This is a genomic window from Devosia aquimaris (assembly GCF_020169335.1).
In the GTDB taxonomy this organism is placed as follows: domain Bacteria; phylum Pseudomonadota; class Alphaproteobacteria; order Rhizobiales; family Devosiaceae; genus Devosia; species Devosia aquimaris.
The window spans coordinates 912741-934445 of the sequence record NZ_JAIEZN010000002.1 but is presented as its reverse complement, the minus strand read 5'-3'; the positions used below and the strand labels follow the sequence as shown (position 1 = coordinate 934445).

The window sequence follows — 21705 nt, the reverse complement described above, 5'->3', positions numbered from 1 at the left end:
AGGATGGACCGGCCCCAATGTGGCCAATTTCCGTTGCATATCAGGGCCTAAGCGGCTTTCTTGCGCCAACAGGCTCCGTCCGCTGCGGATGCACCGCCTAACCCGACACAACAATAGACAACAACACGCCGGAGATGACGATGAGGATCACCAAGACGACCAGCCTGCTGCTGCTGAGCGGCGTGGCCACTGCCGTGCTCATGGGCCAGGCCCAGGCGCTGGAAGCCCAGGCCTTTGTTGACCGCGTGGCCGAGGTCTACAAGACCGTTGGCTACGACCTGAAGTTTGGTCCCGCCACGCTCGATGGCGACACCGTGACCGTTGATGGCATCACCATCGGCCTGATCGCGGCCCCCTCCGACATGGAACCGATGACCTTTGACACCGAGATCACGTTCTCGGGCGTCGCCGAAGGCGCCGACGGCAGCTACACCGCCGAGTCGGTCACCATTCCCGACATCGACACCGATTTTGCGTCCGATCCGGTTGGCCACCTGACCCTGGCCGATGCGCGCATCGACGGGCTCTACATTCCGGGCGGCGAGACCGTGCCGGCCGAAGCGCTGCTTCAGCTGGTGCAGTCGATCAGCACGGGCCCCGTCTCGGTGACCCGCGACGGCGAGGAAGTGTTCTCGATCGAGTCCATGGAAGCGAGCTCGACCTTCACGCCCGAACAGGGCAGCGGCGCGCTGACCGAGCTTTCCTCCACGATGGCCATCACCGGCATTTCGCTGGATCTGAGCACCGTCAGCGAGGAAGATCCGCAGGCCGGCGCCGTCATCGAGGCCCTGGGTCTGACCACTATCGCGGGTGACATCACGCAGGATCTGACCTGGTCGATGGCCGATGGCCATATGGTGCTGAGCTCCTTCCTGCTCGACTTTGCCGACGTTGGTTCGCTGGACATCTCTGCCGACGTGACGGGCCTGACGCCCGCCGTGCTCGACCAGATCTATGCCATGCAGGCCACCATGCCAGCCGAAGGCCAGACGGCCGAGGAACTGGCTCAGGCGCAGATGATGAGCTCGATGGCCATCATGCAGGGCGTCTCGGTGGTCAGCGCCAAGGTGCGCTACGACGATGCGTCGCTGGCCGGCAAGCTGCTGGACTTCTTTGCGTCGCAGTCGGGCGCAGACCGCGCCACCTTCGTTGCGGGCCTCAAGTCCATGCTGCCCAGCATCATTGCCGAGAGCGGCATTCCGCCCCTGGCCGATCTGGTGGTGCCGCCGGTCTCGGCGTTCCTGGATGATCCGCAGAGCCTGGAAGTGCGCGTTGCGCCGCCGCAGCCGACGTCCATCCTGGTGCTGGCAGCTGCCGCAGCGAACCCGGCTGGACTGATCAGCGCGCTGGGCCTGGCTGTCGGGGCCAATACCGCCGCTGCCGAGTAATCCCCGAGGGAGCGGCGCCGGGCGCCGCTCCCTCACTGCCTTGTTGGGTGAATTTTCACCAAGTCTGCGCTAGAGTGTCGGCATGAACGCATTCTCGCCCGCGCGCCCCAGCCTCAGCCACGTCACCGACTGGGTGTTTGACCTCGACAACACGCTCTATCCGCGCAGCTGCAACCTGTTCGCGCAGATCGACGTGCGCATCACCCATTATGTGATGGAGCTGACGCAGCTCACCTTCGAGGACGCGCGCAGCCTGCAGAAGACCTATTACCGCGATTTCGGCACAACGCTGAACGGGCTGATGAGCCAGCACAAGGTCGATCCGGACCATTTCCTGTCCACCGTGCATGCCATCGACTATTCGCCCGTGATCCCCCATCCCGATCTCGTCGACGCCATCCGCGACCTGCCGGGCCGCAAGTTCATCCTTACCAATGGTGATACCGGCCATGCGCGCTCCGTGCTGGCGAAACTGGGCGGCGGCGATCTTTTCGAGCATGTGCATGACATTCGCGCCATGACCTTCGTGCCCAAGCCGCACAAGGCGGCCTATGACGGGTTCTTCGCCCTGCATGGCATCGACCCGGCCAAGGCCGTGATGTTCGACGATCTGGAAAAGAACCTGGTTGTGCCGCACGAGGCGGGCATGGCCACCGTGCAGGTCGTGGCCGGCGAAGACTATGCGCATGACCAGGTGGAAGCCTGGGAACTGGGCCGGGCCTCGGGCCCGCATGTCCACCACGTCACCGACGATCTGGCCTGCTTCCTGCGCGAACGCCCCTGAGCGCCGCGCCGCCGGCTAGATATTGGTCAGGTGCAGGATATTGCCGTCCGGGTCCTTGAACCAGGCGCCGCGCCAGTCGCCCGCGACATGGATATCGCCGTCCCGCTCCATGCCCTCATAGTGCTCGAACACGACGCCTTTCGCCTCGAGCGCAGCGACGATGGTTGCGATCCTGTCCCCGACGCCCCAGACCAGCGCGTTGGCCCGATTGGTGCCGGCAAATTCGGACACATAGATCACCACCTGGCTGGTGCCGGTCCTGAGGGTCAGCACATGGGCGTCGCCGCGCACAAGCTCCAGCCCCAGCACGTCAACATAGAACTGGTGCGCCCGCGTCAGATCGCTGACTGCCAGAATGGCATGAGAGTCGATTTCGCCCAGCATGTGTCCCTCCCTGTCGCTGCCGCTGCCGGTGCACACCGCCGCTGGTCAGCGCCTGACTTTACACCGCCACAAAGCGATCGTATGAACGATAATATTCATCGGCGAATGCCGATGCTTGTCTGGCGGCCCGGCCGCAAAAAACAACAGGAACAGTGTCATGGAATATCGTCGCTTGGGCAAATCCGGCCTCAAGGTCAGCGAGCTATCGCTGGGCAGCTGGGTCACCTTCTCAAAGCAGGTGGATCAGAACGAGGCCCTGGCGCTGATGAGCCTGGCCTATGACGAGGGCGTCAATTTCTTCGACAATGCCGAGGGCTATGAGGCCGGCGAATCCGAAGCGCTGATGGGGGCAGCCCTCAAGCAGCTCGGCTGGAGCCGCGACAGTTTTTCGGTCTCCTCCAAGGTGTTCTGGGGCGGCAGCAAGCCGACCCAGAAGGGCCTGAGCCGCAAGCATGTCACCGAGGCCTGTCATGCCGCGCTCAAGCGCCTGCAGGTGGACTATCTCGACCTCTATTTCTGCCATCGCCCCGACATCGACACGCCCATCGAGGAAACCGTCTGGGCCATGCACAATCTGGTGACCCAGGGGAAGATCCTCTATTGGGGCACGTCGGAGTGGAATGCCCAACAGCTCACCGAAGCCTGGGGCTTCGCCCGCGCCAACAATCTCATCGGCCCGCAGATGGAGCAGCCGCAGTACAACCTCTTCGTGCGCGAAAAGGTCGAACATGACTATCTGCCGCTCTATGACCTGATGGGCCTGGGCACAACCATCTGGTCGCCGCTCGCCTCGGGCGCGCTGACCGGCAAGTACAATGATGGCATCCCCGAGGACAGCCGCTTCAACCTGCCTGGCTATGAGTGGCTGAAAAAGGAATGGACCAGCGAAGCCGGCAAGGCCAAGCTGGACAAGATCCGCCAGCTGGCAGGCCTGGCCAAGGACGTCGGCCTGCCGATCCACCATTTGGCCCTGCTGTGGTGCCTGAGCAACCCGCATGTCTCGACGGTGATCCTGGGCGCGTCCAAGAAGGCGCAGCTGGTGGACAATCTCTCGGCGCTCAAGTCCAAGGACAAACTCACCGCCGATGTCACTGCAAAAATCGAAGAGATCATGGGCAACAAGCCCAAGCCCTTCGACCGCTATTGATCCTGAGCTGTCTCCCTCCTCCTGGTGGGGAGGGAGACGCCTTGTGTCGAGCGCGCTGCCCGCCGCGTCGCCGGGCAGCCCTGCAAACGCAGCCCCCGCTTGAAACCAAGCCAAGCTTGCACCGAATTTAGTTCCGCGCCGTCACCGGCGACGCTACAATTGGGGCATGACCGACCTGCCCGGGCGCCGTCCGCCCCCTGCCGAAAAGCCTCCCAGTTTCCGCGAACGTCTGGACAATCTCCGCCATCTGGGGCGGCTGATTGCGCAGATCTGGCGGACCAGCGCGCCGTTGACCGCGGCCAGCATCGGCCTGCGCCTGGTCGCGGCTCTGCAGCCGATCGCCATGCTCTATGTCGGCAAGCTGATCGTGGACGAAGTGGTGCGGCTCACCGGGCTCACCGCCCCCGGCCCGACGTTTGCCGACTGGTGGGGCAGCGGCGCGCTCACCACCATCGTGCTGCTGTTGGGGCTCGAACTGGCGCTGGTGCTGGGATCGGATCTGCTTAACCGCATCATCGGCCTGGTCGACTCGGTGTTGGCCGAGCTGCATTCCAATACTGTCAGCGTGGAGTTGATGGCCCATGCGGCGCGGCTCGACCTCGTCCATTTTGAATCGGCTGAATACCAGGACCGGCTGGAGCGCGCCCGGCGCCAGGCCGCGGGGCGCAATGCCCTCCTGAGCCAGATGTTCGGCCAGGCGCAGGACATCATCACCGTGGCAACGCTGGCGGCGGGCCTGTTCGTCTATGCGCCCTGGCTGATCCTGTTGCTGCCGCTGAGCTTTGTGCCCGCTGTCTGGGGCGAGGCGCGCTTCAACACGCTAGCCTATATGATCAGCCGCTGGCGCACACCGGAGCGGCGCGAACTCGAGTATATCCGCCAGGTTGGCGCCAGCGCCGAGACAGCCAAGGAGATCAAGCTCTTTGGCCTGGGCGACTTCCTCATCACCCGCTTCAAGACGCTGGCTGAACGCATCTTCCAGGACAATCGTCGCATTGCGCTGCAGCGCTCGTTCTGGGGTGCGCTGTTCTCGGCCATTTCGACGCTGACCTATTATGGCGCCTATGGCTTTATCGTCTGGCGCACCATCACCGGCGATTTCACCATTGGCGATCTCGCCTTTCTCTCAGGCTCGTTCCTGCGGCTCAACGGATTGTTCCAGAAGCTGCTCCTCGGCTTTACCCAGATCGCCGGGCAGTCGATGTATCTCGATGATCTGTTCTCGTTCTTCGAGATCACGCCCAACATCACCTCGCCGGCGCAGCCCCGCCCCTTCCCCGAGCCGATCCGCCACGGCATCGTGTTCGAGGATGTCGGCTTCCGCTATCCGGACACCGACAGCTGGGCACTGCGGCATCTGAGCTTTACCCTCACCGCCGGCGAAACGCTGGCGCTGGTGGGCGAGAATGGCGCGGGCAAGACTACGATCGTCAAGCTGCTGACCCGGCTTTATGACCCCGACGAGGGCCGCATCACCATCGATGGCATCGACCTCAAGGATTTCGCCGTTGCCGATATCCACGCCCATATCGGCGTGATCTTTCAGGATTTCATCCGCTACAGCCTCTCGGCGCGCGAGAATATCGGCGTCGGCCGTGTCGATGAACAGCATGACATGGCGCGCATTGGCGACGCCGCCGAGCGCAGTCTTGCCGATGCCGTCATTGCCAAATTGCCCAAGGGCTATGACCAGCCCTTGGGACGGCTCTTCAACAAGGGGCGCGACCTCAGTGGCGGCGAGTGGCAGAAGGTGGCCATCGCCCGCGCCTATATGCGCGATGCCGGGCTGATCATCCTGGACGAGCCCACCGCCGCGCTCGACGCCAAGGCCGAGGCAGAGGTGTTCGCCCGCTTCAAGAGCCTGGCCTCCGGCAAGACGGCCGTGATCATCTCGCACCGTTTCTCGACCGTGCGCATGGCTGACCGCATCCTGGTGCTCGAGCATGGCGGGATCCTGGAATCCGGCTCGCACGAGGAACTGCTGGCCCAGCGCGGTCGCTATGCCGAACTCTTCGAGCTGCAGGCCGCAGGCTATCGCTAGCGCGGGCGCACCAAAGTGCGCCCCGCGACCTGCCCCGCCAGGATGTCTGCGGCAGCAGTCGGCACGTCCTCAAGCCCGATCTCGCGCACCATGTTGCCATAGGCGGCAACATCGAAGAGCCCCGCCAGCCGCTCCCAGGCGGCAACGCGCGCCGCAAACGGTTGCATGACGCTGTCGATGCCGATCAGGGTTACGCCGCGCAGGATGAAGGGCAGCACATTGGTCTCAAGGCCGATGCCGCCGGCATTGCCCAGGGCCGCGACGGCGCCACCATATCTGACCTGGCGCAGGAGCTTGCCCAATACCGGCCCGCCGACGCAGTCGACGACACCGGCCCAGCGCGCCGACTCCAGCGGCTTGTCGGGCTGGGCGAGGAACTCACCGCGGTCGAGCACGCTGGTGGCGCCCAGTGCCTTGAGCGCATCGGCCTGCTGTGGCCGCCCCGACAGCGCCACCACAGTGTAGCCGAGCTTGGCCAGCATGGCCGTGGCGATGGAGCCGACACCACCAGCGGCGCCGGTCACCAGCACCTCGCCAGAGGCTGGCGCCACGCCATGGGCTTCGAGCGCATTGATGGCAAGCATGGCGGTAAGCCCCGCGGTGCCCACGATCATGGTGTCACGCAGGCTCAGCCCCTCCGGCAGCGGCACCAGCCAGTCGGCATCGACACGCGCGCGTTCGGCAAAGCCGCCCCAGTGGGTTTCGCCGACGCGCCAGCCGGTCAACACCACGGGCTGGCCGGCCGTATAGCGCGGGTCAGCGCTGTCGCGCACTGTGCCGGCAAGATCGATGCCGCAGACATGGGGGTAATTGCGCACCAGCCCGCCGGCGCCCGTCACGCAGAGCCCATCCTTGTAGTTGAGTCCGGCCCAGGCGATGTCGACGGTCACATTGCCATTGGGCAGGCGATCATCGTCCAGCGTCTCGACCGCCGAGCTGACCTTGCCGTCAGCATCGCGATGGGTCACCAGCGCGCGAAATGTCATGAAGCATCCTCCCGTCCATCTTGCTTTGGACGGGAGTGTGCCCCGAACCGGCGCGCTTTCCAACCGTCTGGCTAGCCCTTCACCGCCCCGCCGGTGAGGCCGGAGATGATGTAGCGCTGGGCCAGGAGGAAAAAGCCGATGGCCGGCAGGATGGATAGCGTGAGGAAGGCCAGGATGCGCGGCCAGTCCGAGCCGTACTGGCCCTTGAACTGCATGATGCCGAGCGGCCAGGTATACTTGGCCTCCGAATTCAGCACGATCAGCGGCAAAAGGAAGCTGTTCCAGCTGCCCACGAAGTTGAACACGCCGACTGTCGCGATAATGGGCAGGCTGAGCGGCAGGGTGATGTACCAATAGATCTTGATGTAGCCGCAGTTGTCCATGCGCGCGGCGTCGATCAGTTCCTTGGGCAGCTCCTTGAAGAAATTGTGGAACAGCAGCACCGAGAAGGACACGCTGAATGCCACCTGCACCACGATGATGCCCCAGTGGCTGTCGAGCATGCCCAGGTCGCGCATCTTGATGAACAGCGGCAGAATGCCGGTGGCCGAGGGGAACAGCAGGCCCAGCATGAGATAGCCCAGGATGAACTTACCCCCGAAGAACTTGATATGGGCCAGGGCAAAGGCGGTCATGGAGGCCACCAGGGTCGACAGCAACACGGTGCCGCCGGCGATCAGCAGAGAATTGCCCAGCGAGGCGAAGTAGCGCGGCCCACCCATGATCTCGACAAAGCGCACCGGGTCCCAGCTGGCGGGCAGGCCGAAAGGATTGACGCGCAGTTCGCCGATCTCTTTGAAGCCGCCCAGCGCCGTGGTGTAGAAGGGCACGATGACGAACAGCGCCACGACCAAAAGGGTCAGCCACTGGATGGGCGTGGTGGTGGACTGGCGTTTTCTTGATGTAGTGGCCATCAGTTCTGCTCCACCTTGAAGAGAATGCGACGATAGGCCAGCGCCACGATCACGCAGGCGATGAACAGGATCACGCTGATCGCACCGCCAAAGCCCAGTTTCATGCGCAGGATGCCGAACTGGTAGAGGAAGGTGACGATGGTGTGGCTGGAGTGGCTGGGCCCGCCATTGGACAGCGGGATGATCAGGTCGAACAGCTGCAGCGCGCCGGTGATGGCGAAGAACACCGAGATGACGATGGCCGAGCGGATCATGGGGATCTTGATGTGGCGCACGATCTGCCAGCGCTTGACGCCGTCCAGCCGTGCCGCCTCGATCACCTCGGACGGGATGGACTGCAGCCCGGCGATGAAGATCATCATGTGGAAGCCGAAATACTTCCAGGTGATCACCAGCATGATGGCCGGGATGACCCAGAATTTGTCGCCGAGAACGAAGGGCATGTCGACGCCGATGGCATCGCCAATAGCGGGCAAGAGGCCATAGTTGCCGTCATAGACGAAGTTCCAGATCAGGCCGGCGGCCACTTCGGCCAGCATGAAGGGCAGAAAGAACAGCGTGCGCAGCACGTTGATATGCACGCCGCGCTCGGAGAGCGCGATGGCGCACCACATGGCCAGCGGCAGCTGCACAACCAGCGACACAGCCACCACGATCAGGCTGTTGCGCACGGCGGTGCCGAAATTGCGATGGGTCAGCACATCGGCATAATTCTCGAAGCCGACGAAGTCGGTGATGGGGCCGTAGCCGTTCCAGTCAAAGAACGAGAACGTCGCCGCATCCACCATGGGCAGCACGACAAACAGGGTGAACAGGATCAGCGCGGGCGGCAGGAAGAGCAGCAGGGCCGGAAGGCTGTTGCGCTCGATGAGGCGGCGTTTGCGTGATCGTGTGGCGACGCCCAGGTCGGCGCCGGTGGCAATGCTGGCCATGGCCAAAATACTCCCCAATAGGCAGCCGGCGGGCGAAAGGGAACGCCCGCCGACTGGTGTCGCGGCGACCTAGAGCGAGTCGTCCACGGCTTCCTTGATCATTTCGGCGGCTTCCTCGGCGCTGATCGAATTGCCAGCCAGCTCAGCCGAGACGTCATTGACGACGCCGCCGACATTGGGGCCAAGAGCCTGATCGAAGAACAGAGCGTGCCAATGGGCGCCCGAGATGTTCTGGCCGATCTGCACCTTGAAGGGGTTGGTCATCACATCGGCCGCGCCCTTGGCGATCGGGATGTAATAGGCGTCCTTGGCATATTTGGCCTGGTTCTCGGTCGAGTTGAAGAACTCGATCCACTTGACGGCCGCGTCGGAGGCGTTCTTGGAGAACAGCACGCCGCCCAGGCCACCCAGCGTATCGGTGGGGTCGCCCTTGCCGCCCTCGATGGTCGGGAAGGGCAGGATGCCCAGCTCGTCATCAGGGATGCCGTCCTTGTCGGCCGAATTGTCCTTCATGGCGCCGTAGTCCCAGTCGCCCATCAGGTGCATCGCGGCCTTGCCGTCGCCAAACAGGCCCGAGGCATCGCCATAGCTGGCTGCCAGGAAGCCTTCCTGCCAGGGCTCGAGTTCGGACAGCTGCAGGAAGTACTCGCCAGCCTTGACGAAGTCCTCGCCGGCAAAGCCATCGCCTTCGCCGCGGGCAGCGGCTTCAAAGCCGTCCTTGCCGGCCAGGCGAACAACGAGCTTGGACCACCAGAAGTGGGCCGGCCACTTGTCCTTGGCGCCGATGGCGATCGGGGTGATGCCGGCATCCTTGAACTTCTGCACGCCGGCCAGGAAACCATCCCAGGTGGCCATGCTGGCGGGGTCGACACCAGCCTGTTCGAACAGGGTCTTGTTGTACCACAGCACCACTTCGCTGACGTCGCGGGCGACGCCATACATGTGACCGTCCGGTGCGGTGAAGGCGGACACGCCGGCGGTGCCGACATTGGCCTTGGCTTCATCGCTCAGCACGTCCTCGATCGGACGCAGCACGCCGGCTGCGGCCTGCTCGTAGAACACGCCGCCACCCCAGGAGTGGAACACGTCCGGCGCGTCGGCCGATTGCAGCAGGGTGGTCAACTTGGCCTTGAAGGCCTCGTTTTCCAGGAACGGCAGTTCCACCTTGATGTCGGGATTGGCCGCCATGAAATCGGCAGCGATGCTGTTCATCAGTTCCACCTCGGCCGGGATGGACGTGATGTGCAGATGTTTGACAACGGTCTGGGCCTGGGCCGGCAGGATGGCGGCCAGCCCCAGCATTGCGGCGAGCGCAAAACGCTTCATTGGATTCTCCTCATGTCCTCTCGACAGCTCCCGAGGCGCCTTGAACGGTCCTTCCCGGCTGTCGCGGGGGCCATGCGTCCTCTGGCACAATCCCCGCTTGATACTTTTTACGCATTCCGTAAAAGATATACAAGAGGCACGTGCCTCAGCGAATGGTCAGCAAGCCTGACCGAACCTGCTCTGTGGAAATCTTGTGTTACCGCAATTGTTTGCTACAATTTCGGAGGCGAGATGGCGCGACGGGCCGGATTGAGGGCTTGCGTTTAAATACCGATGACCAACTAAATAGCTTTGACCATGCCCCTATCGGCATGGCGGGGTGGACAGCGGCGGAGACCGTGCCCATGCCGAAACGAGGAGGATCTGAACGTCATGGCTGAGCTCAAACTGCGCGGCATATCCAAGAGCTTCGGCGTCGTGCCGGTGCTGCACGATATCAATCTGGACATTCCGGACGGCTCGTTCGTTGTGTTCGTTGGGCCTTCGGGCTGCGGCAAGTCTACGCTCCTGCGCACCATTTCGGGCCTTGAGGAGCCCAGCGCCGGCAGCGTGCTGATCGGCGGCGAGGATGTCACCGAATTCGACCCGTCCGAGCGCGGCGTGGCCATGGTGTTCCAGAGCTATGCGCTCTATCCACACATGACCGTGGAGCAGAACCTGGGCTTTGGCCTGCGCATGGGCGGCATGCCCAAGGACCAGGTGGCCGCCCGCGTTGCAGACGCGGCCCGCGTGCTTGAGTTGGCACCGCTGATGGATCGCAAGCCGCGCCAACTCTCAGGTGGGCAGCGCCAGCGCGTGGCCATTGGCCGGGCCATCGTGCGCCAGCCCAAGGCCTTCCTGTTCGACGAACCCTTGTCGAACCTGGATGCCGAACTGCGCGTGCAGATGCGCATCGAGATTGCCAAGCTGCATCAGGAACTGGGCGCCACCATGGTCTATGTGACCCATGACCAGGTCGAGGCCATGACGCTGGCCGACAAGATCGTGGTGCTGCGCGATGGCCGCATCGAGCAGCAGGGCAGCCCCATCGAGCTCTATGACGAACCGGACAATCTGTTTGTGGCTGGCTTCATCGGCTCGCCGCGCATGAATTTCCTCTCCGGCACCATCGAGAGCATCGCCGGGCAGACAGCCCAGGTAAAGGCACAGGACTTTGACGGCAGCGCCATTGCGGTGCGCCTGCGCGGCAGCGCGGCCAAGCCAGGCGACAGCGTCACCATCGGCATTCGCCCCGAGCATTTCGTTGATGACACCACAACCAGCCTGACGGCAACGGCCCAGGTGGTCGAGCAATTGGGCGGGGTGTCCTATGTCTATGCCACCGGCCGCAACGACGCCAAGATCACCATCCAGCAGAAGGGCCATTCGCGCATTCCGGCGGGCTCGGCGATCACCATCGGCATCGATCCGGCGGCCTGCCTGGCCTTCGACACGGCCGGCCAGCGGCTCTAGGCAGTCAAACTCAACCCTTTGCGGCCGCTGCGCTTTCGCTGCGCTGCGGTCGCCCCTTGGGCCCGCCTTGGGGCCAAGCCTTGTTATTGTCGGTGGGACAGCCTATATAGACGTCATACGTTTCAGCGCATGATAGCTGTCCGATCGCCGGGTTACCGGATTTCTGGCTTCTTCCTGATTTTTGCGAGCGTGTTAGATCCGACCAGCATGGTGCTGGACGGAAAGCGACGCCATTGGCCAAGCCGATGACGCGTCCGCCAAGGAAAGACTTCAGCCATGATCAACGGCACCGTAAAATTCTTCAATACCACCAAGGGCTTCGGCTTCATCTCGCCCGAGGGCGGTGACAAGGACGCATTCGTCCACATTTCCGCCGTCGAGCGTTCGGGCCTGAATGGCCTGTATGAAGGCGACAAGGTTTCCTACGAGCTCGAGACTGGCCGCGACGGCAAGCTCTCGGCCACCAATCTGACGCTGCTCTAGGCTTATCCAGGCCGGGGTGACGCCAGCCGCCACCCCCGCCGCCTCCCGCCAATGCGGTCGAGGCCCCAACACAGAATGGTCCCGTCCCAGGACGGACCGACAGAGAGACAATGACACAGTTTGATTTCCAGGCGCCCGCCGAGCTCTATCTCGGCAGCGACTGGCATACCGCCGCCGCCCAAGGCCCCAAGGCCTTCCGCACCGCCGCCCAGGCCATCCGTTTCGCGCTTGAAGAAGCCGCACCGGTCAGCCTCAAAGGCGCAAGCCTTCAGATCGCAGGGCAGCGTTTCCGCAAAGACGAGATGATCTGGCTTTATCGCAGCCCGGACTATCCGTTGCCCCGCAAGAAGCTGCACAAGCCGTCCCCGGCCCGCCTTCGGGCCCATGCCGCATAGGAGCTGACATGACAGCCTTCAACTACAACGCCAGCGCCGAGCTGTTTCCCAGCCGCCGTTATGCCAAGTCACAGCAGACGCAGTACCGGCGCTTTCCCAAGGCCGCCGAGGCTATCCGCTTCTGCATGGAAGAGCTGCCTGAGGCCGGGCTCGCCGGCACGGTGCTCGAAGTCAACGAAGCGCGCTTCGATGGCGACGACATCCGCAAGCTCTATGCCGACGCGGCCTATCCGCTTGCGCGAAACCAGGCCGACGCCTGACGCTCGTCGGGCCAATCGGCCTGCCTTCCGACCTGCCACCAATATGCATCTGCCGGCCCCTCGGGGCCGGCAGTTTCGTATCCGGATTCCGTTGTCAGCACAGTCATCGCGGCGGCGCCCCAATTCTTCTGCGACGCCATGGATTCCGGTGAGTCTATTGATGCCGATTCGGATGATATTCCGTGAATCAACGCGAGTCCCGACTGCATGTCGATTTGATTCATGATTTTCAATCAACGACTTAGGCTCAGTCAACTGTCAAACTATACTGATCTATAGTCTTGCTTCCCTTGCCCATCGCCAGATCGTCTGCAAAAATGGATCTGCAGGCGGAGAAGACTATGTTGCGAAAGTTGTGGTCGTTGCTGCGGCGGCAGAGGCGAGAGGCCAAGCTTCCACCCCCCGAAAACGTGGTGCTGCGCGCCTTGGTGCAACAGCAGACCAGTCCTACTATCGAGCGTTTCGCCCGGACCTATTACGAGGCCGGCGAATAGACGCTGCGGGCGCCCCCTTCCCCCCGCCTTGATCGGGCACTCTTCCGGCTGCGCATATCCGATGGTTAACAAACTATTGTTGACGTGAGCCAATTACCGGGCAACGTTACTGGTCAGGCTGACCAACAACAGTTGTTTGTGGCCGCGTGATTTCTAGTCATGGCCAGGGGGACCACATGAGCAGAATGACTATCGTACAGTCCATTGGCGGCGACACCAGCGACATCGTCGACGCCGTACTGGCCGGGCTGAGCTATTCCAGCACCAGCGGTACGACCGGGGGCGAAGGCTACATCTACTTCAACAATGCGCAGGGGCTAGCCCTAGCCGTCCGTGTTCTGAACTATGCGCCTTCAGGTCCCGGCGGCATGCCGGACGGCAATGTGGCGACCATCTATGTGGTGCAGAACAATCAGGCCGTTGTCTCCGCATCGCTGAGTGAGCCAATACTCTTCTCGTCCATGTTACCGGCACTGCAACAGGCATCGGCTGGCGATTTCACGCTGTTCAACCAATTCATTCAGAGCTTTGACGTTGATTTCTACGCCAACTCGGCGACCGGCGGCGTCAGCTATTCGGCGCCCGACGGCAACGACGTTCTTGTCGGCAGCATGTATGACGACGAACTGACCGGACGCTGGGGTCAGAACATCTATATCGGCCTGGGTGGCAATGACCATTTCATCGGCAGCGACGCAGGTGAAGCACTTGATGTCGCCTACTACGCCTCCGAAAGCGGCACCAATGGCATTGTGGCCAATCTGGCGACCGGAACCATTGTCGATACCTATGGCGACACGGACACTGTGGTGGGAATCGATGTTGTCGTCGGCACAATCCACGATGATGTCTTGATCGGCAACGACAAGTGGAGCGAGTTCAATCCCGGTGCAGGCAACGACACCGTCGATATGGGCAAGGGCCTGGACTATCTGCGCTATTCAGAGTCGATGTCGAATTTCTCCGTGCAGTATGCTGCCGGTCAGATCACCAATCTGATGACGGGGGACGTCGATAGCTTCAGCGGCATTGAGTTCCTCGTACTCGGGAACACGGTGATTGCGCTGGAGGAAAACGTCAATCTGGGCCAATGGGCGGGCGATGACCTGCTGCTGCTCAACACCAGCAATGGCGCCCTGCGCAGCCAGGAAATGGATGGCGGCGTGGCCGCGGTCGATACGCTAGGCAGCGTCGGCGTGCTCAGCAAGGTGGCCATCGGCAATTTTTCGGCCGATTTCACCGATGACGTGCTCTATCGCACGGCCAGCGGCTGGTACGGGCGCCTCGATTCTGAAGGGGTGAACACCAATATCGGCTTCCGCAATGGCCAGACCCTGCTGGCTGTCGGCGACTTCAACGGCAATGGCAAGGATGACCTGCTGTTCCGCACCGACGCTTCGGGGTGGTACTCCCTGCTGGAAGGCGCCACCACCGGCATGAACCTGGGCTATCGCACCGGCCAGACGCTGGTGGGCGTAGGCGATTTCAACGGCGACGGCATGGATGACATGCTGTTCCGCAGCGGCAGCGGCTGGCTGTCCTTTGTTCAGGGCGGCAGCTTTGCCAATGTGAACGTCGGCTTCCGTTCCGGGCAGGACCTGCTGGCGATCGGCGACTTCGACGGCGATGGCAAGGACGATCTGCTGTTCCGCAGCACCTCGAGCGGCTGGATGAGCTATGCCGAAGGCGCCACCGGGGCCAATGTGAACCTGGGCTATCGCACGGGTCAGAGCTTGCTCGGCGTTGGCGATTTCAATGATGACGGCGCCGCGGACATGCTGTTTGCCCGCAGCAGCGGCTGGATGAGCTATCTCGATGGCGATACGGGCGCCAATGTCAACGTTGGCTTTGCCCCCTCCAATACCACCCTGCGCAGCATCGGCGATTATGACGGCGACGGCGCCTCAGACCTGCTGTTCGTCAACGGCTCTACCAAGGACATGGCCATCATGTCCGGAGCCGTTGGCGGCGCTCTCATCGCATTCGGCACGCTGAATGGCCATGTGCTGGCCTCAGCCGATTTCGGCACCAACATGGGCGATGACATGCTCATCGCCTGATCGACCTGTTGGCCACGGCCGCCCTGCGCGGCCGTGGTCGTTCGATGCTTCAGTCGCCGCTGAGGGCGATGCGGTTGCCATCGGCGCCGAACAGGTGCACCGCGGCGGCATCAAATCCCAGAGCAATCGGCCCGCCAACAGCATGGACGCCCTGGCCGGCCAGCACGGCGGTGACTTCGGTGCCAACGGCCAGCAGAACGCGGATCACGGTTTCATTGCCCAGCTGTTCGACTAGTTGCACCTTGCCTGCCAGGGTCCCGCTGGGATCGACGGACAGCGCATGGGGGCGAATGCCAAGGGTGATCTCGGCGCCAGGGGCCAGGCCATGACCGCGCGCTTCCAGCCAGAAGGAGGACGGCCCCGAGACGATGCGCAGCCGCTCGGGCGTGACTTCGGCAACGCTGCCGGAAATCAGGTTCATGCGCGGGGAGCCGATGAAGCCGGCAACGAAGAGATTGGCCGGGGTGTTGTACAGGTCGAGCGGAGAGCCAACCTGCTGCACCACGCCGCCATTGAGGACCACGATCTTGTCAGCCAGCGTCATGGCCTCAACCTGGTCATGGGTGACATAGATCATGGTGGCGTTGAGGTCGTGATGCAGCCGCGCCAGCTCCATGCGCATGTCGACGCGCAGCGCGGCATCAAGGTTGCTCAGCGGCTCATCGAACAGGAACACGTCGGGCTGGCGTACAATGGCGCGGCCAATGGCGACGCGCTGACGCTGGCCGCCCGAGAGCTGGGCCGGGCGGCGATCGAGCAGATGCTCCATCTGCAGCACCTTGGCAGCATCGCGGATCTTCTTGTCGCGCACATCCTTGGGCGTTCCGGCCAACTTGAGCCCGAAACCGACATTGTCGTAGACGGTCATGTGGGGATAGAGCGCATAGCTCTGGAACACCATGGCGACGCCGCGGTCGCGCGGCTCGACGTCATTGACCACGCGGTCGCCGATCTTGACCTCGCCGCCGGTGATGTCCTCCAGCCCCGCAATCATGCGCAGGAGCGTGGACTTGCCGCAGCCCGAGGGGCCGACGAAGACGACGAACTCACCATGGGCAATATCGAGGTCCACGCCTTTGATGACGGGTACCTCGCCATAGTTCTTGATCACGGATCGCAGGGTCAGGCCCGCCATGGGAAGTCTCCGGTTTAGCCCTTCACCGCGCCCTGCATGAGGGCAGCGACGAACTGGCGCTGGAAGATGAGGAAAAGCAGAATGGTCGGCGCCAGGATCAACAGCGACCCAGCACAGAGCAGCGGGATATCGGTGCCCCATTGCCCCTGGAAGGCGCCCAGGGCGCCGGCCATGGTGCGCTGCATGGGGTCCTGCACCAGGACGACCGGCAGCAGGAACTGGTTCCAGGTCCACAGGAACAGCAGGATCGACAGCGACATGATGGCCGGGCGCGCCAGCGGCACCTGCACGAGCAGGAATTCCTTCCAGCGCGTGGCGCCGTCGAGCTGAGCGGCTTCGGTGAGATCCTGCGGCACATTGAGGAAATGGGCGCGCATCCAATAGACGCCAAAGGGCATGTAAAGCCCGATCAGCGGCAGGATGATCGCAAAGCGGGTGTTGAGCAGACCAAGCGCCCGCACTTCGTAGTAGAGCGGGGTGATGACAGCCTCAAAGGGCAGTGTCAGGCCGAAGACAAAGACCAGATAGACCCATTTGTATTTGGCGCTGGTGAGCTTGGCGAGGCCATAGCCGGCCATGGTGGCAATCGCCACGGAGATCGGCACCACGCCCAGCACGATCAGCACGCTCGAGAGCAGCAACTGGTCCATCTTGGCGACTTCAAACGCCCTGATGAAGTTGCCCCATTGCGGATCCTCGGGCCATTGCAGACCGTTGGGATAGGTGCCTTGCGGCGCCAGCGCGGCCGAAAGCATGCTCAGGAACGGCAGCAGCGTCACCACCATCAACAGGATGATCAACCCGCGGGCCAGCAGGGTATTGGGCGTTGCGGTCTTCATTTCTTGTCCCGGGTCAGCCACTGCACGGGCGCGATGGAGATCAGCACCAGCAGCATCAGCACGATGGCCAGCGCGGAGGCGAGGCCCACCTGCCGATGGGCAAAGGCCAGACGATAGATCTCAAGCCCCGGCACGGTGGTGGTGATGCCCGGACCGCCCTGGGTGGAGATGTAGACGATGTCGAAGCTGGCCAGCGCGGCGATCACAGTGACGGTGATGCAGACGCCGATCTCCTGGCGCAGTCCGGGCAGGGTGATGTAGCGGAACTCATGCCAGGCGCGGGCGCCATCGAGGCGCGCAGCTTCATAGAGGCTTGGGTCGATCTTGGTGATGCCAGTCACCAGCAGCATGGTGCACAGACCCAGCTGGACCCAGGCGCCGATCATGCCGACGGCCGGCAGGGCCCAGACGAAGTCGCCCAGCCAGCCGCGTGCCCAGTCACTGAGGCCAATGGCCTTGAGCGTCTGGTTGACCAGGCCCGAGGAGGCGAACATCCAGCTCCAGGCAATGCCGGCGGCCACCAGGGGGATAACCTGGGGCAGGAACAAAACGGTGCGCGTCATGGTGCCAAAGCGGCCGGCCATGTGGCTGCGGATGGCCGAGGCCACGGCCAGGCCAAGCGCCACCGGGATCAGGGAGAAATAGATGACCAGCTGGAAGGCATTGCCGATGATCTGCAGCAGATCGGAATCGGTGAGCACGGTGATGTAATTGGTCAGGCCGTGGAAGCGGGCCTTGCCGATGCCGTCCCAGCGCAGGAACGAGTAATAGACGCTCATGCACAGCGGCACGAGCACGAAGGCGGCATAGGCTATGGCCGCGGGGGCAACGAAGGCCCAGGCAATCAGGCGCGCCTTGCGCCGCCCGCTGGAGGAGGGGCGGCGCAGGGCGGTTTGGCTGACGTCCGGAGCGGACACTGTGTTTTCACTCATGGGTCATTCCGGCCGATCAGGCTTGGAGGATACAGTCGCTTGGCTTGTGGGCCTGTCCGGGCTTGCGGGCGTCCCGCCCCACACGGGGTGGGGTCGGGACGGGCCTTCGGGTTAGTTTCCCGAAAGACCCGCTTGCCAGCCCTCCCCTTGGGGTAGGAGGGCGATAGAGCCTGGGCAGGCCTTACGCAACCAGCCTTAGCGCGACAGCTGAGTCTCGTATTCCTCCTGGACAGCTTCGAGCAGGCCCGCGGGCGTCTGCTGGTCGCCAACCATTTTCTGCAGTTCAGGTGTCCAGCCGGCGGCAAAGATGGCGCCGGTGGCATTGGCGATGAAGTCCATGGCGCCGTTATCCTGGGCCAGGGTCTGGCCAGCGGCCAGCGAGGCTTCGGTCACCGATCCGGGCGTCACAGCCGGGATGGCCAGGTCTGCCGGACCACCGGGGTTGGAGCCACCCACGGCGACGTTGATCTTGCGGGCTTCCTCATTGGTGGCCACCCAGTTCAGGAAGAAGGCGGCGCAGTCGGCATGGGCGGCATTGGCCGAAATGCCGAAGGTCAGCGGGGCGGACATGGTGGCGTGGCGGCCACCCTCTTCAGCGGTCGGCATGATGAAGAAGCCGAACTTGCCGGCGGCATTGGTGTCGAGATTGCCCGATTCCCAGTCGCCGTTGAACATGAACACGCCCTCGCCACCGATGAAGCGGCTCATCATCTGGAAGTATTCAATGGCATTGGCGTCAGAGGGGAAATAGCCGGCCTTGATCCAGCCATCGAGATGCTCGGCAGCCTTGAGGTTTTCCGGCGTATTGATGGTGGCGCCGTCCTTCTGGAAGATCCAGTCGTTGATCGGCTCAGGCGCACCATAGGCGCCCATCAGGTTCTGCAGCGGGAAGGCCAGGCCTGCCGTGCCCTTGTTCCACTGCATGATCGGCTGCATGCCGGCTTCCTTGGCCTTGGCCAGAAGGGCATCGAGTTCGGCAACGGTCTTGGGGGGCTCGGTCATGCCCAGCTCGGCAGCCAGTTCCTTGTTATAGAACACGCCGGTCATGGAATAGTTCAGGCCCATGGCATAGAGCGAGCCGGTGCCGCGCGGGCGCCCGCCGGGCTCAACGCGCAGCTGCACCAGCTGGCCAGCGGGGAACTTGTCCCAGCCGAATTCGGTGAAATAGCCATCGAGGTTGAGCAGCAGGTCGTTGGCAACGAGGTCGGTCAGCGACGGCAGACGCACCAGGTCGGGCGCATTGGCTTCCGACAGGATGCGCGGCGAGTTCTCCATCATATTGGCGAACTGGTCTTCCTTGATGTCGAAGGTGACATTGGGGAACTGCTTGGTGAATTCCTCGGCCAGCTTGCTGGGCAGCGGGAAGCCGGTTTCGAAATAGGAATTGAGCACGACAGGGTCCGTGCCACAGCTCGGTGCGGCCAGGGCGACGCCAGCCGTGGATGCAACGGTCAGGGACAGGGCAATGCGAAGCGCATGGCGAGAATGGGCTCTCACGACAACCTCCTCCAGGGTCAATGTGCAGCGGATGTTTCCGCCTGCTAAATGGATTTAGCGCATGGACACCGGGCTCTGTCAATAGAGCCCTTTGTCCCCGCGCGGTGACTAGACCAGCGGGCGCAGCGCGTCGATAATCTGCGTTGCCCGCGTGTCTTCCGGCCCCATCATCCAGTTGGTGACAAAGCCGAAACCGATCCGGCGCTGGGGATCGGCAAAGCCGACCTGCCCGCCTGCGCCGTCATGTCCGAAGCAGCCCTCGCCGAGATAGCGCCGCGCTTCGGAATCAAGCTGGAAGCCAAAGCCCCAGCGCGAAAATGGCGGCTCGCCGCCAAACACCGGGGCGCCCTGGCTCTGGGTCTGCGTTGCCTTGGCAATCACGTCATCGCCCAGCAGGCGGACGCCCTGGGTGGGGGCCACAGTCGCCGACCAGATGGTCGCCAGCGCCCGCGCCGAAGCGACGCCACCAGCGCCGGGGATCTCGGCCGCCCGGATGCGCTGGCTGTTGAAGCCACCCTCGTCGGTCACAAGGTCTGCGGGCAAGGCGCTGCCCAGCGTCATGGCCTTGTAGGGCCAGTTGGGCGCCGGCTTGGCGGCCTCATCGGCCCAGAGCTGGATCAGCGGCGGGCTGACTTCGAGATGGGCGCAGCTGTCCGCCTTGGCCTCGGGCAGGCCGATCCAGGCGTCCACGCCCAATGGCGCCGTGATCAGTTCGCGGAAGTAGGTTCCCACGGACTGTCCGGTGACACGGCGGATGATTTCGCCAGCCACCCAGCCATGGGTGATGGCGTGGTAGGCGTAGCCTGTGCCCAGGGGCCATAGCGGTTCCTGCGCGGCCAGAATGGCGACGACGCGGTCCCAGTCGACGATGTCGTCCTCGCTCAGGTCGGCGCGTGTCGCCGACAGGCCCGCCTGATGCGCCAGCGCCTGGCCGACCGTCACCCGGTCCTTGCCGGCGACGGCGAATTCGGGCCAGTAGCGCGCCACCGGCGCGGCGTAGTCGAGGCGTCCCTCCTCGACCAGCCGCGCGGCCAGGATGGAGACCAGCCCCTTGGTGCAGGAAAAAATCACCGAAGGCGTGCGCTCGGTCCAGGCGCGGTCGTCGCGCGCATCGGCGACGCCGGCCCAGAGATTGACGATGGTCTCGCCGTGCTGACGCACATGCAGGGCCGCGCCCATGGCGGGGCGACCGTCAAAAGCCTGCTCGAAGGCCCGGGCGACCGGCTCGAAACCGGGGGCAACGATGCCGTTGACGACAATGCTCATAGGCCGCGCTCCGCAATCAGATAGCCGTCGGCGCCGGTGACCAGGGCAATGGGGTCGCTGATGCCGCCCTGGAACGCTTCGCCGGGGCGCTGGTTGTGAAAGGCGAGCAACCAGGGCGTACCGGCGCGATCAATGGCGATACGCCCAGCGTAAAGAGATTCATCTACCAGCAGGCGTGCCTTGCTGAAATCGACCGCGCCGGGCATGTGGCCCACCGGCAGCGACCAGACGCCGCCGGTCTGGCCGGCGCGCGGGCCGACCAGCTTGGCCGTATCGCAGCAGAAGATGAGCTGGTTGCGCCCGTCGATCTCGACGAGCTGGAACACTTCAAGATGGGCAAAGCCGGCGCCCGGCTCGCTCAGCGCGGGCTGCTGCGTCCAGGTCTTGAGGTCGGGCGAGGTCACATGGCCCAGCACGCCGCGATCGGGCTCGGTGCCGGTCTTGGCGCGCGCCGTCATCAGCATGTGCCATTGCTGGTCTGTTGGCTGGAAGAACACCCAGGGGTCGCGCCAGCATTCTTCCGGCCAGCTCGAGGTGCCCAGGGTTTCATAGAGACTGGCATCGGCGGTGACGATGGGGCCCGGCTGTTTGGTCCAGGTGAACAGGTCCGGAGAGGTGGCCAGACCCACCGTCTCGATATTGGCGAGCTGGTCGGGATAGAGGAAGCGCGAGCCGGTATAGAACATGCGCCACTGCCCGTCGGGGCCGCGGACCACGCTGCCGGTCCAGGTGGCGCTGCCGTCAAAGCTGCCGGGCGCGCCGGCGTCGAAGGCCTGGCCGTGGTTGCTCCAGCTCCGCAGGTCAGACGAGGTCGCGTGGCCGATGCGGGCATTGCGATGGCGCAGGTCGGGATTGCCGAGCGACTTGGGCGCGTGCAGATAGAACAGGTGATACTGGTCGCCATCGTCGGCCAGCCAGAAATCCCACACCCAGTGATCGGGCAGATTGAATCCCATCGTCATCCCCTGCTAAAACCATTTAGCAATTGCC

The 21705-nt window shown here is 63.5% G+C and carries 20 protein-coding genes; 9 read left to right on the top strand and 11 right to left on the bottom strand.

Going from position 1 to position 21705, the window contains the following annotated elements:
- Positions 1 to 140: 140 nt before the first annotated feature.
- The gene (locus K1177_RS17320; protein ID WP_224705280.1) at positions 141 to 1388 is read left to right on the top strand and encodes a YdgA family protein; all 1248 of its coding nucleotides are present in this window, start codon (positions 141 to 143) and stop codon (positions 1386 to 1388) included.
- A gap of 82 nt (positions 1389 to 1470) precedes the next feature.
- Positions 1471 to 2172, top strand: coding sequence for a pyrimidine 5'-nucleotidase (locus tag K1177_RS17315; RefSeq protein ID WP_224705278.1), 702 nt, complete (start codon positions 1471 to 1473; stop codon positions 2170 to 2172).
- Between the two features lie 15 nt (positions 2173 to 2187).
- Here K1177_RS17315 and K1177_RS17310 read toward each other — a convergent pair whose 3' ends face one another.
- Positions 2188 to 2556, bottom strand: a complete 369-nt coding sequence (locus K1177_RS17310; RefSeq protein ID WP_224705277.1) for a VOC family protein — start codon at positions 2554 to 2556, stop codon at positions 2188 to 2190.
- A 157-nt stretch (positions 2557 to 2713) separates the two neighbouring features.
- Here K1177_RS17310 and K1177_RS17305 point away from each other — a divergent pair, with 157 nt between their 5' ends.
- The gene (locus K1177_RS17305; protein ID WP_224705275.1) at positions 2714 to 3703 is read left to right on the top strand and encodes a potassium channel beta subunit family protein; all 990 of its coding nucleotides are present in this window, start codon (positions 2714 to 2716) and stop codon (positions 3701 to 3703) included.
- Between the two features lie 166 nt (positions 3704 to 3869).
- Positions 3870 to 5744, top strand: a complete 1875-nt coding sequence (locus K1177_RS17300) for an ABC transporter ATP-binding protein (protein WP_224705273.1) — start codon at positions 3870 to 3872, stop codon at positions 5742 to 5744.
- Here K1177_RS17300 and K1177_RS17295 read toward each other — a convergent pair.
- The 4 genes from K1177_RS17295 to K1177_RS17280 all read right to left on the bottom strand — a co-directional run bounded on the left by K1177_RS17295 (position 5741) and on the right by K1177_RS17280 (position 9902).
- The gene (locus K1177_RS17295; protein ID WP_224705271.1) at positions 5741 to 6730 is read right to left on the bottom strand and encodes an oxidoreductase; all 990 of its coding nucleotides are present in this window, start codon (positions 6728 to 6730) and stop codon (positions 5741 to 5743) included. The genes K1177_RS17300 and K1177_RS17295 overlap by 4 nt on opposite strands.
- Positions 6731 to 6801: 71 nt before the next feature.
- Positions 6802 to 7644 carry a carbohydrate ABC transporter permease gene (locus tag K1177_RS17290; protein WP_224705270.1) on the bottom strand — a complete coding sequence of 281 codons (843 nt, stop codon included), beginning with the start codon at positions 7642 to 7644 and terminating at the stop codon, positions 6802 to 6804.
- Positions 7644 to 8576, bottom strand: coding sequence for a carbohydrate ABC transporter permease (locus tag K1177_RS17285; protein WP_224705269.1), 933 nt, complete (start codon positions 8574 to 8576; stop codon positions 7644 to 7646). Before K1177_RS17285 ends, K1177_RS17290 begins: the two co-directional genes overlap by 1 nt.
- Positions 8577 to 8645: 69 nt before the next feature.
- Positions 8646 to 9902: an extracellular solute-binding protein gene (locus tag K1177_RS17280; RefSeq protein ID WP_224705268.1), complete on the bottom strand. Its 1257-nt coding sequence runs from the start codon at positions 9900 to 9902 to the stop codon at positions 8646 to 8648.
- Between the two features lie 372 nt (positions 9903 to 10274).
- On the opposite strand from K1177_RS17280, the gene K1177_RS17275 reads away from it, so the two are divergent.
- The 5 genes from K1177_RS17275 to K1177_RS17255 all read left to right on the top strand — a co-directional run bounded on the left by K1177_RS17275 (position 10275) and on the right by K1177_RS17255 (position 15046).
- Complete coding sequence (locus K1177_RS17275) at positions 10275 to 11354, top strand: ABC transporter ATP-binding protein (RefSeq protein WP_224705267.1); 1080 nt, start codon at positions 10275 to 10277, stop codon at positions 11352 to 11354.
- Between the two features lie 276 nt (positions 11355 to 11630).
- Positions 11631 to 11837, top strand: a complete 207-nt coding sequence (locus K1177_RS17270) for a cold-shock protein (RefSeq protein WP_137150051.1) — start codon at positions 11631 to 11633, stop codon at positions 11835 to 11837.
- Positions 11838 to 11947: 110 nt separating this feature from the next.
- Positions 11948 to 12232: a hypothetical protein gene (locus K1177_RS17265; protein ID WP_224705266.1), complete on the top strand. Its 285-nt coding sequence runs from the start codon at positions 11948 to 11950 to the stop codon at positions 12230 to 12232.
- An 8-nt stretch (positions 12233 to 12240) separates the two neighbouring features.
- Complete coding sequence (locus K1177_RS17260; RefSeq protein ID WP_224705258.1) at positions 12241 to 12492, top strand: hypothetical protein; 252 nt, start codon at positions 12241 to 12243, stop codon at positions 12490 to 12492.
- A 670-nt stretch (positions 12493 to 13162) separates the two neighbouring features.
- Positions 13163 to 15046, top strand: a complete 1884-nt coding sequence (locus tag K1177_RS17255; RefSeq protein ID WP_224705256.1) for an autotransporter outer membrane beta-barrel domain-containing protein — start codon at positions 13163 to 13165, stop codon at positions 15044 to 15046.
- 49 nt (positions 15047 to 15095) lie between these two features.
- Here the strand turns inward: K1177_RS17255 and K1177_RS17250 are convergent, their stop codons facing one another.
- The 6 genes from K1177_RS17250 to K1177_RS17225 all read right to left on the bottom strand — a co-directional run bounded on the left by K1177_RS17250 (position 15096) and on the right by K1177_RS17225 (position 21671).
- Positions 15096 to 16181 (bottom strand): ABC transporter ATP-binding protein, encoded by a 1086-nt coding sequence (locus K1177_RS17250; protein WP_224705254.1) that lies wholly within the window; start codon positions 16179 to 16181, stop codon positions 15096 to 15098.
- 14 nt (positions 16182 to 16195) lie between these two features.
- Positions 16196 to 17020: a carbohydrate ABC transporter permease gene (locus tag K1177_RS17245; RefSeq protein ID WP_224705252.1), complete on the bottom strand. Its 825-nt coding sequence runs from the start codon at positions 17018 to 17020 to the stop codon at positions 16196 to 16198.
- Positions 17017 to 17952: a carbohydrate ABC transporter permease gene (locus K1177_RS17240; protein ID WP_224705250.1), complete on the bottom strand. Its 936-nt coding sequence runs from the start codon at positions 17950 to 17952 to the stop codon at positions 17017 to 17019. Before K1177_RS17240 ends, K1177_RS17245 begins: the two co-directional genes overlap by 4 nt.
- 195 nt (positions 17953 to 18147) lie before the next feature.
- The gene (locus K1177_RS17235; RefSeq protein WP_224705248.1) at positions 18148 to 19449 is read right to left on the bottom strand and encodes an ABC transporter substrate-binding protein; all 1302 of its coding nucleotides are present in this window, start codon (positions 19447 to 19449) and stop codon (positions 18148 to 18150) included.
- 108 nt (positions 19450 to 19557) lie between these two features.
- Positions 19558 to 20715: a serine hydrolase domain-containing protein gene (locus K1177_RS17230; protein WP_224705246.1), complete on the bottom strand. Its 1158-nt coding sequence runs from the start codon at positions 20713 to 20715 to the stop codon at positions 19558 to 19560.
- On the bottom strand, positions 20712 to 21671 hold the full coding sequence (locus K1177_RS17225; protein WP_224705244.1) for a glycoside hydrolase family protein: 960 nt from the start codon (positions 21669 to 21671) through the stop codon (positions 20712 to 20714). The genes K1177_RS17230 and K1177_RS17225 overlap by 4 nt, the downstream gene beginning before the upstream one ends.
- Positions 21672 to 21705 lie beyond the last annotated feature (34 nt).

Bases quoted from the DNA above. Each gene is read 5' to 3' on its own strand.
- K1177_RS17230 (WP_224705246.1), bottom strand. From the start codon at position 20,715: ATGAGCATTGTCGTCAACGGCATCGTTGCCCCCGGTTTCGAGCCGGTC.
- K1177_RS17300 (WP_224705273.1), top strand. From the start codon at position 3,870: ATGACCGACCTGCCCGGGCGCCGTCCGCCCCCTGCCGAAAAGCCTCCC.
- K1177_RS17250 (WP_224705254.1), bottom strand. From the start codon at position 16,181: ATGGCGGGCCTGACCCTGCGATCCGTGATCAAGAACTATGGCGAGGTA.
- K1177_RS17320 (WP_224705280.1), top strand. From the start codon at position 141: ATGAGGATCACCAAGACGACCAGCCTGCTGCTGCTGAGCGGCGTGGCC.
- K1177_RS17315 (WP_224705278.1), top strand. From the start codon at position 1,471: ATGAACGCATTCTCGCCCGCGCGCCCCAGCCTCAGCCACGTCACCGAC.
- K1177_RS17260 (WP_224705258.1), top strand. From the start codon at position 12,241: ATGACAGCCTTCAACTACAACGCCAGCGCCGAGCTGTTTCCCAGCCGC.
- K1177_RS17255 (WP_224705256.1), top strand. From the start codon at position 13,163: ATGAGCAGAATGACTATCGTACAGTCCATTGGCGGCGACACCAGCGAC.
- K1177_RS17275 (WP_224705267.1), top strand. From the start codon at position 10,275: ATGGCTGAGCTCAAACTGCGCGGCATATCCAAGAGCTTCGGCGTCGTG.
- K1177_RS17285 (WP_224705269.1), bottom strand. From the start codon at position 8,576: ATGGCCAGCATTGCCACCGGCGCCGACCTGGGCGTCGCCACACGATCA.
- K1177_RS17295 (WP_224705271.1), bottom strand. From the start codon at position 6,730: ATGACATTTCGCGCGCTGGTGACCCATCGCGATGCTGACGGCAAGGTC.
- K1177_RS17290 (WP_224705270.1), bottom strand. From the start codon at position 7,644: ATGGCCACTACATCAAGAAAACGCCAGTCCACCACCACGCCCATCCAG.
- K1177_RS17310 (WP_224705277.1), bottom strand. From the start codon at position 2,556: ATGCTGGGCGAAATCGACTCTCATGCCATTCTGGCAGTCAGCGATCTG.
- K1177_RS17240 (WP_224705250.1), bottom strand. From the start codon at position 17,952: ATGAGTGAAAACACAGTGTCCGCTCCGGACGTCAGCCAAACCGCCCTG.
- K1177_RS17280 (WP_224705268.1), bottom strand. From the start codon at position 9,902: ATGAAGCGTTTTGCGCTCGCCGCAATGCTGGGGCTGGCCGCCATCCTG.
- K1177_RS17265 (WP_224705266.1), top strand. From the start codon at position 11,948: ATGACACAGTTTGATTTCCAGGCGCCCGCCGAGCTCTATCTCGGCAGC.
- K1177_RS17270 (WP_137150051.1), top strand. From the start codon at position 11,631: ATGATCAACGGCACCGTAAAATTCTTCAATACCACCAAGGGCTTCGGC.
- K1177_RS17245 (WP_224705252.1), bottom strand. From the start codon at position 17,020: ATGAAGACCGCAACGCCCAATACCCTGCTGGCCCGCGGGTTGATCATC.
- K1177_RS17305 (WP_224705275.1), top strand. From the start codon at position 2,714: ATGGAATATCGTCGCTTGGGCAAATCCGGCCTCAAGGTCAGCGAGCTA.
- K1177_RS17225 (WP_224705244.1), bottom strand. From the start codon at position 21,671: ATGGGATTCAATCTGCCCGATCACTGGGTGTGGGATTTCTGGCTGGCC.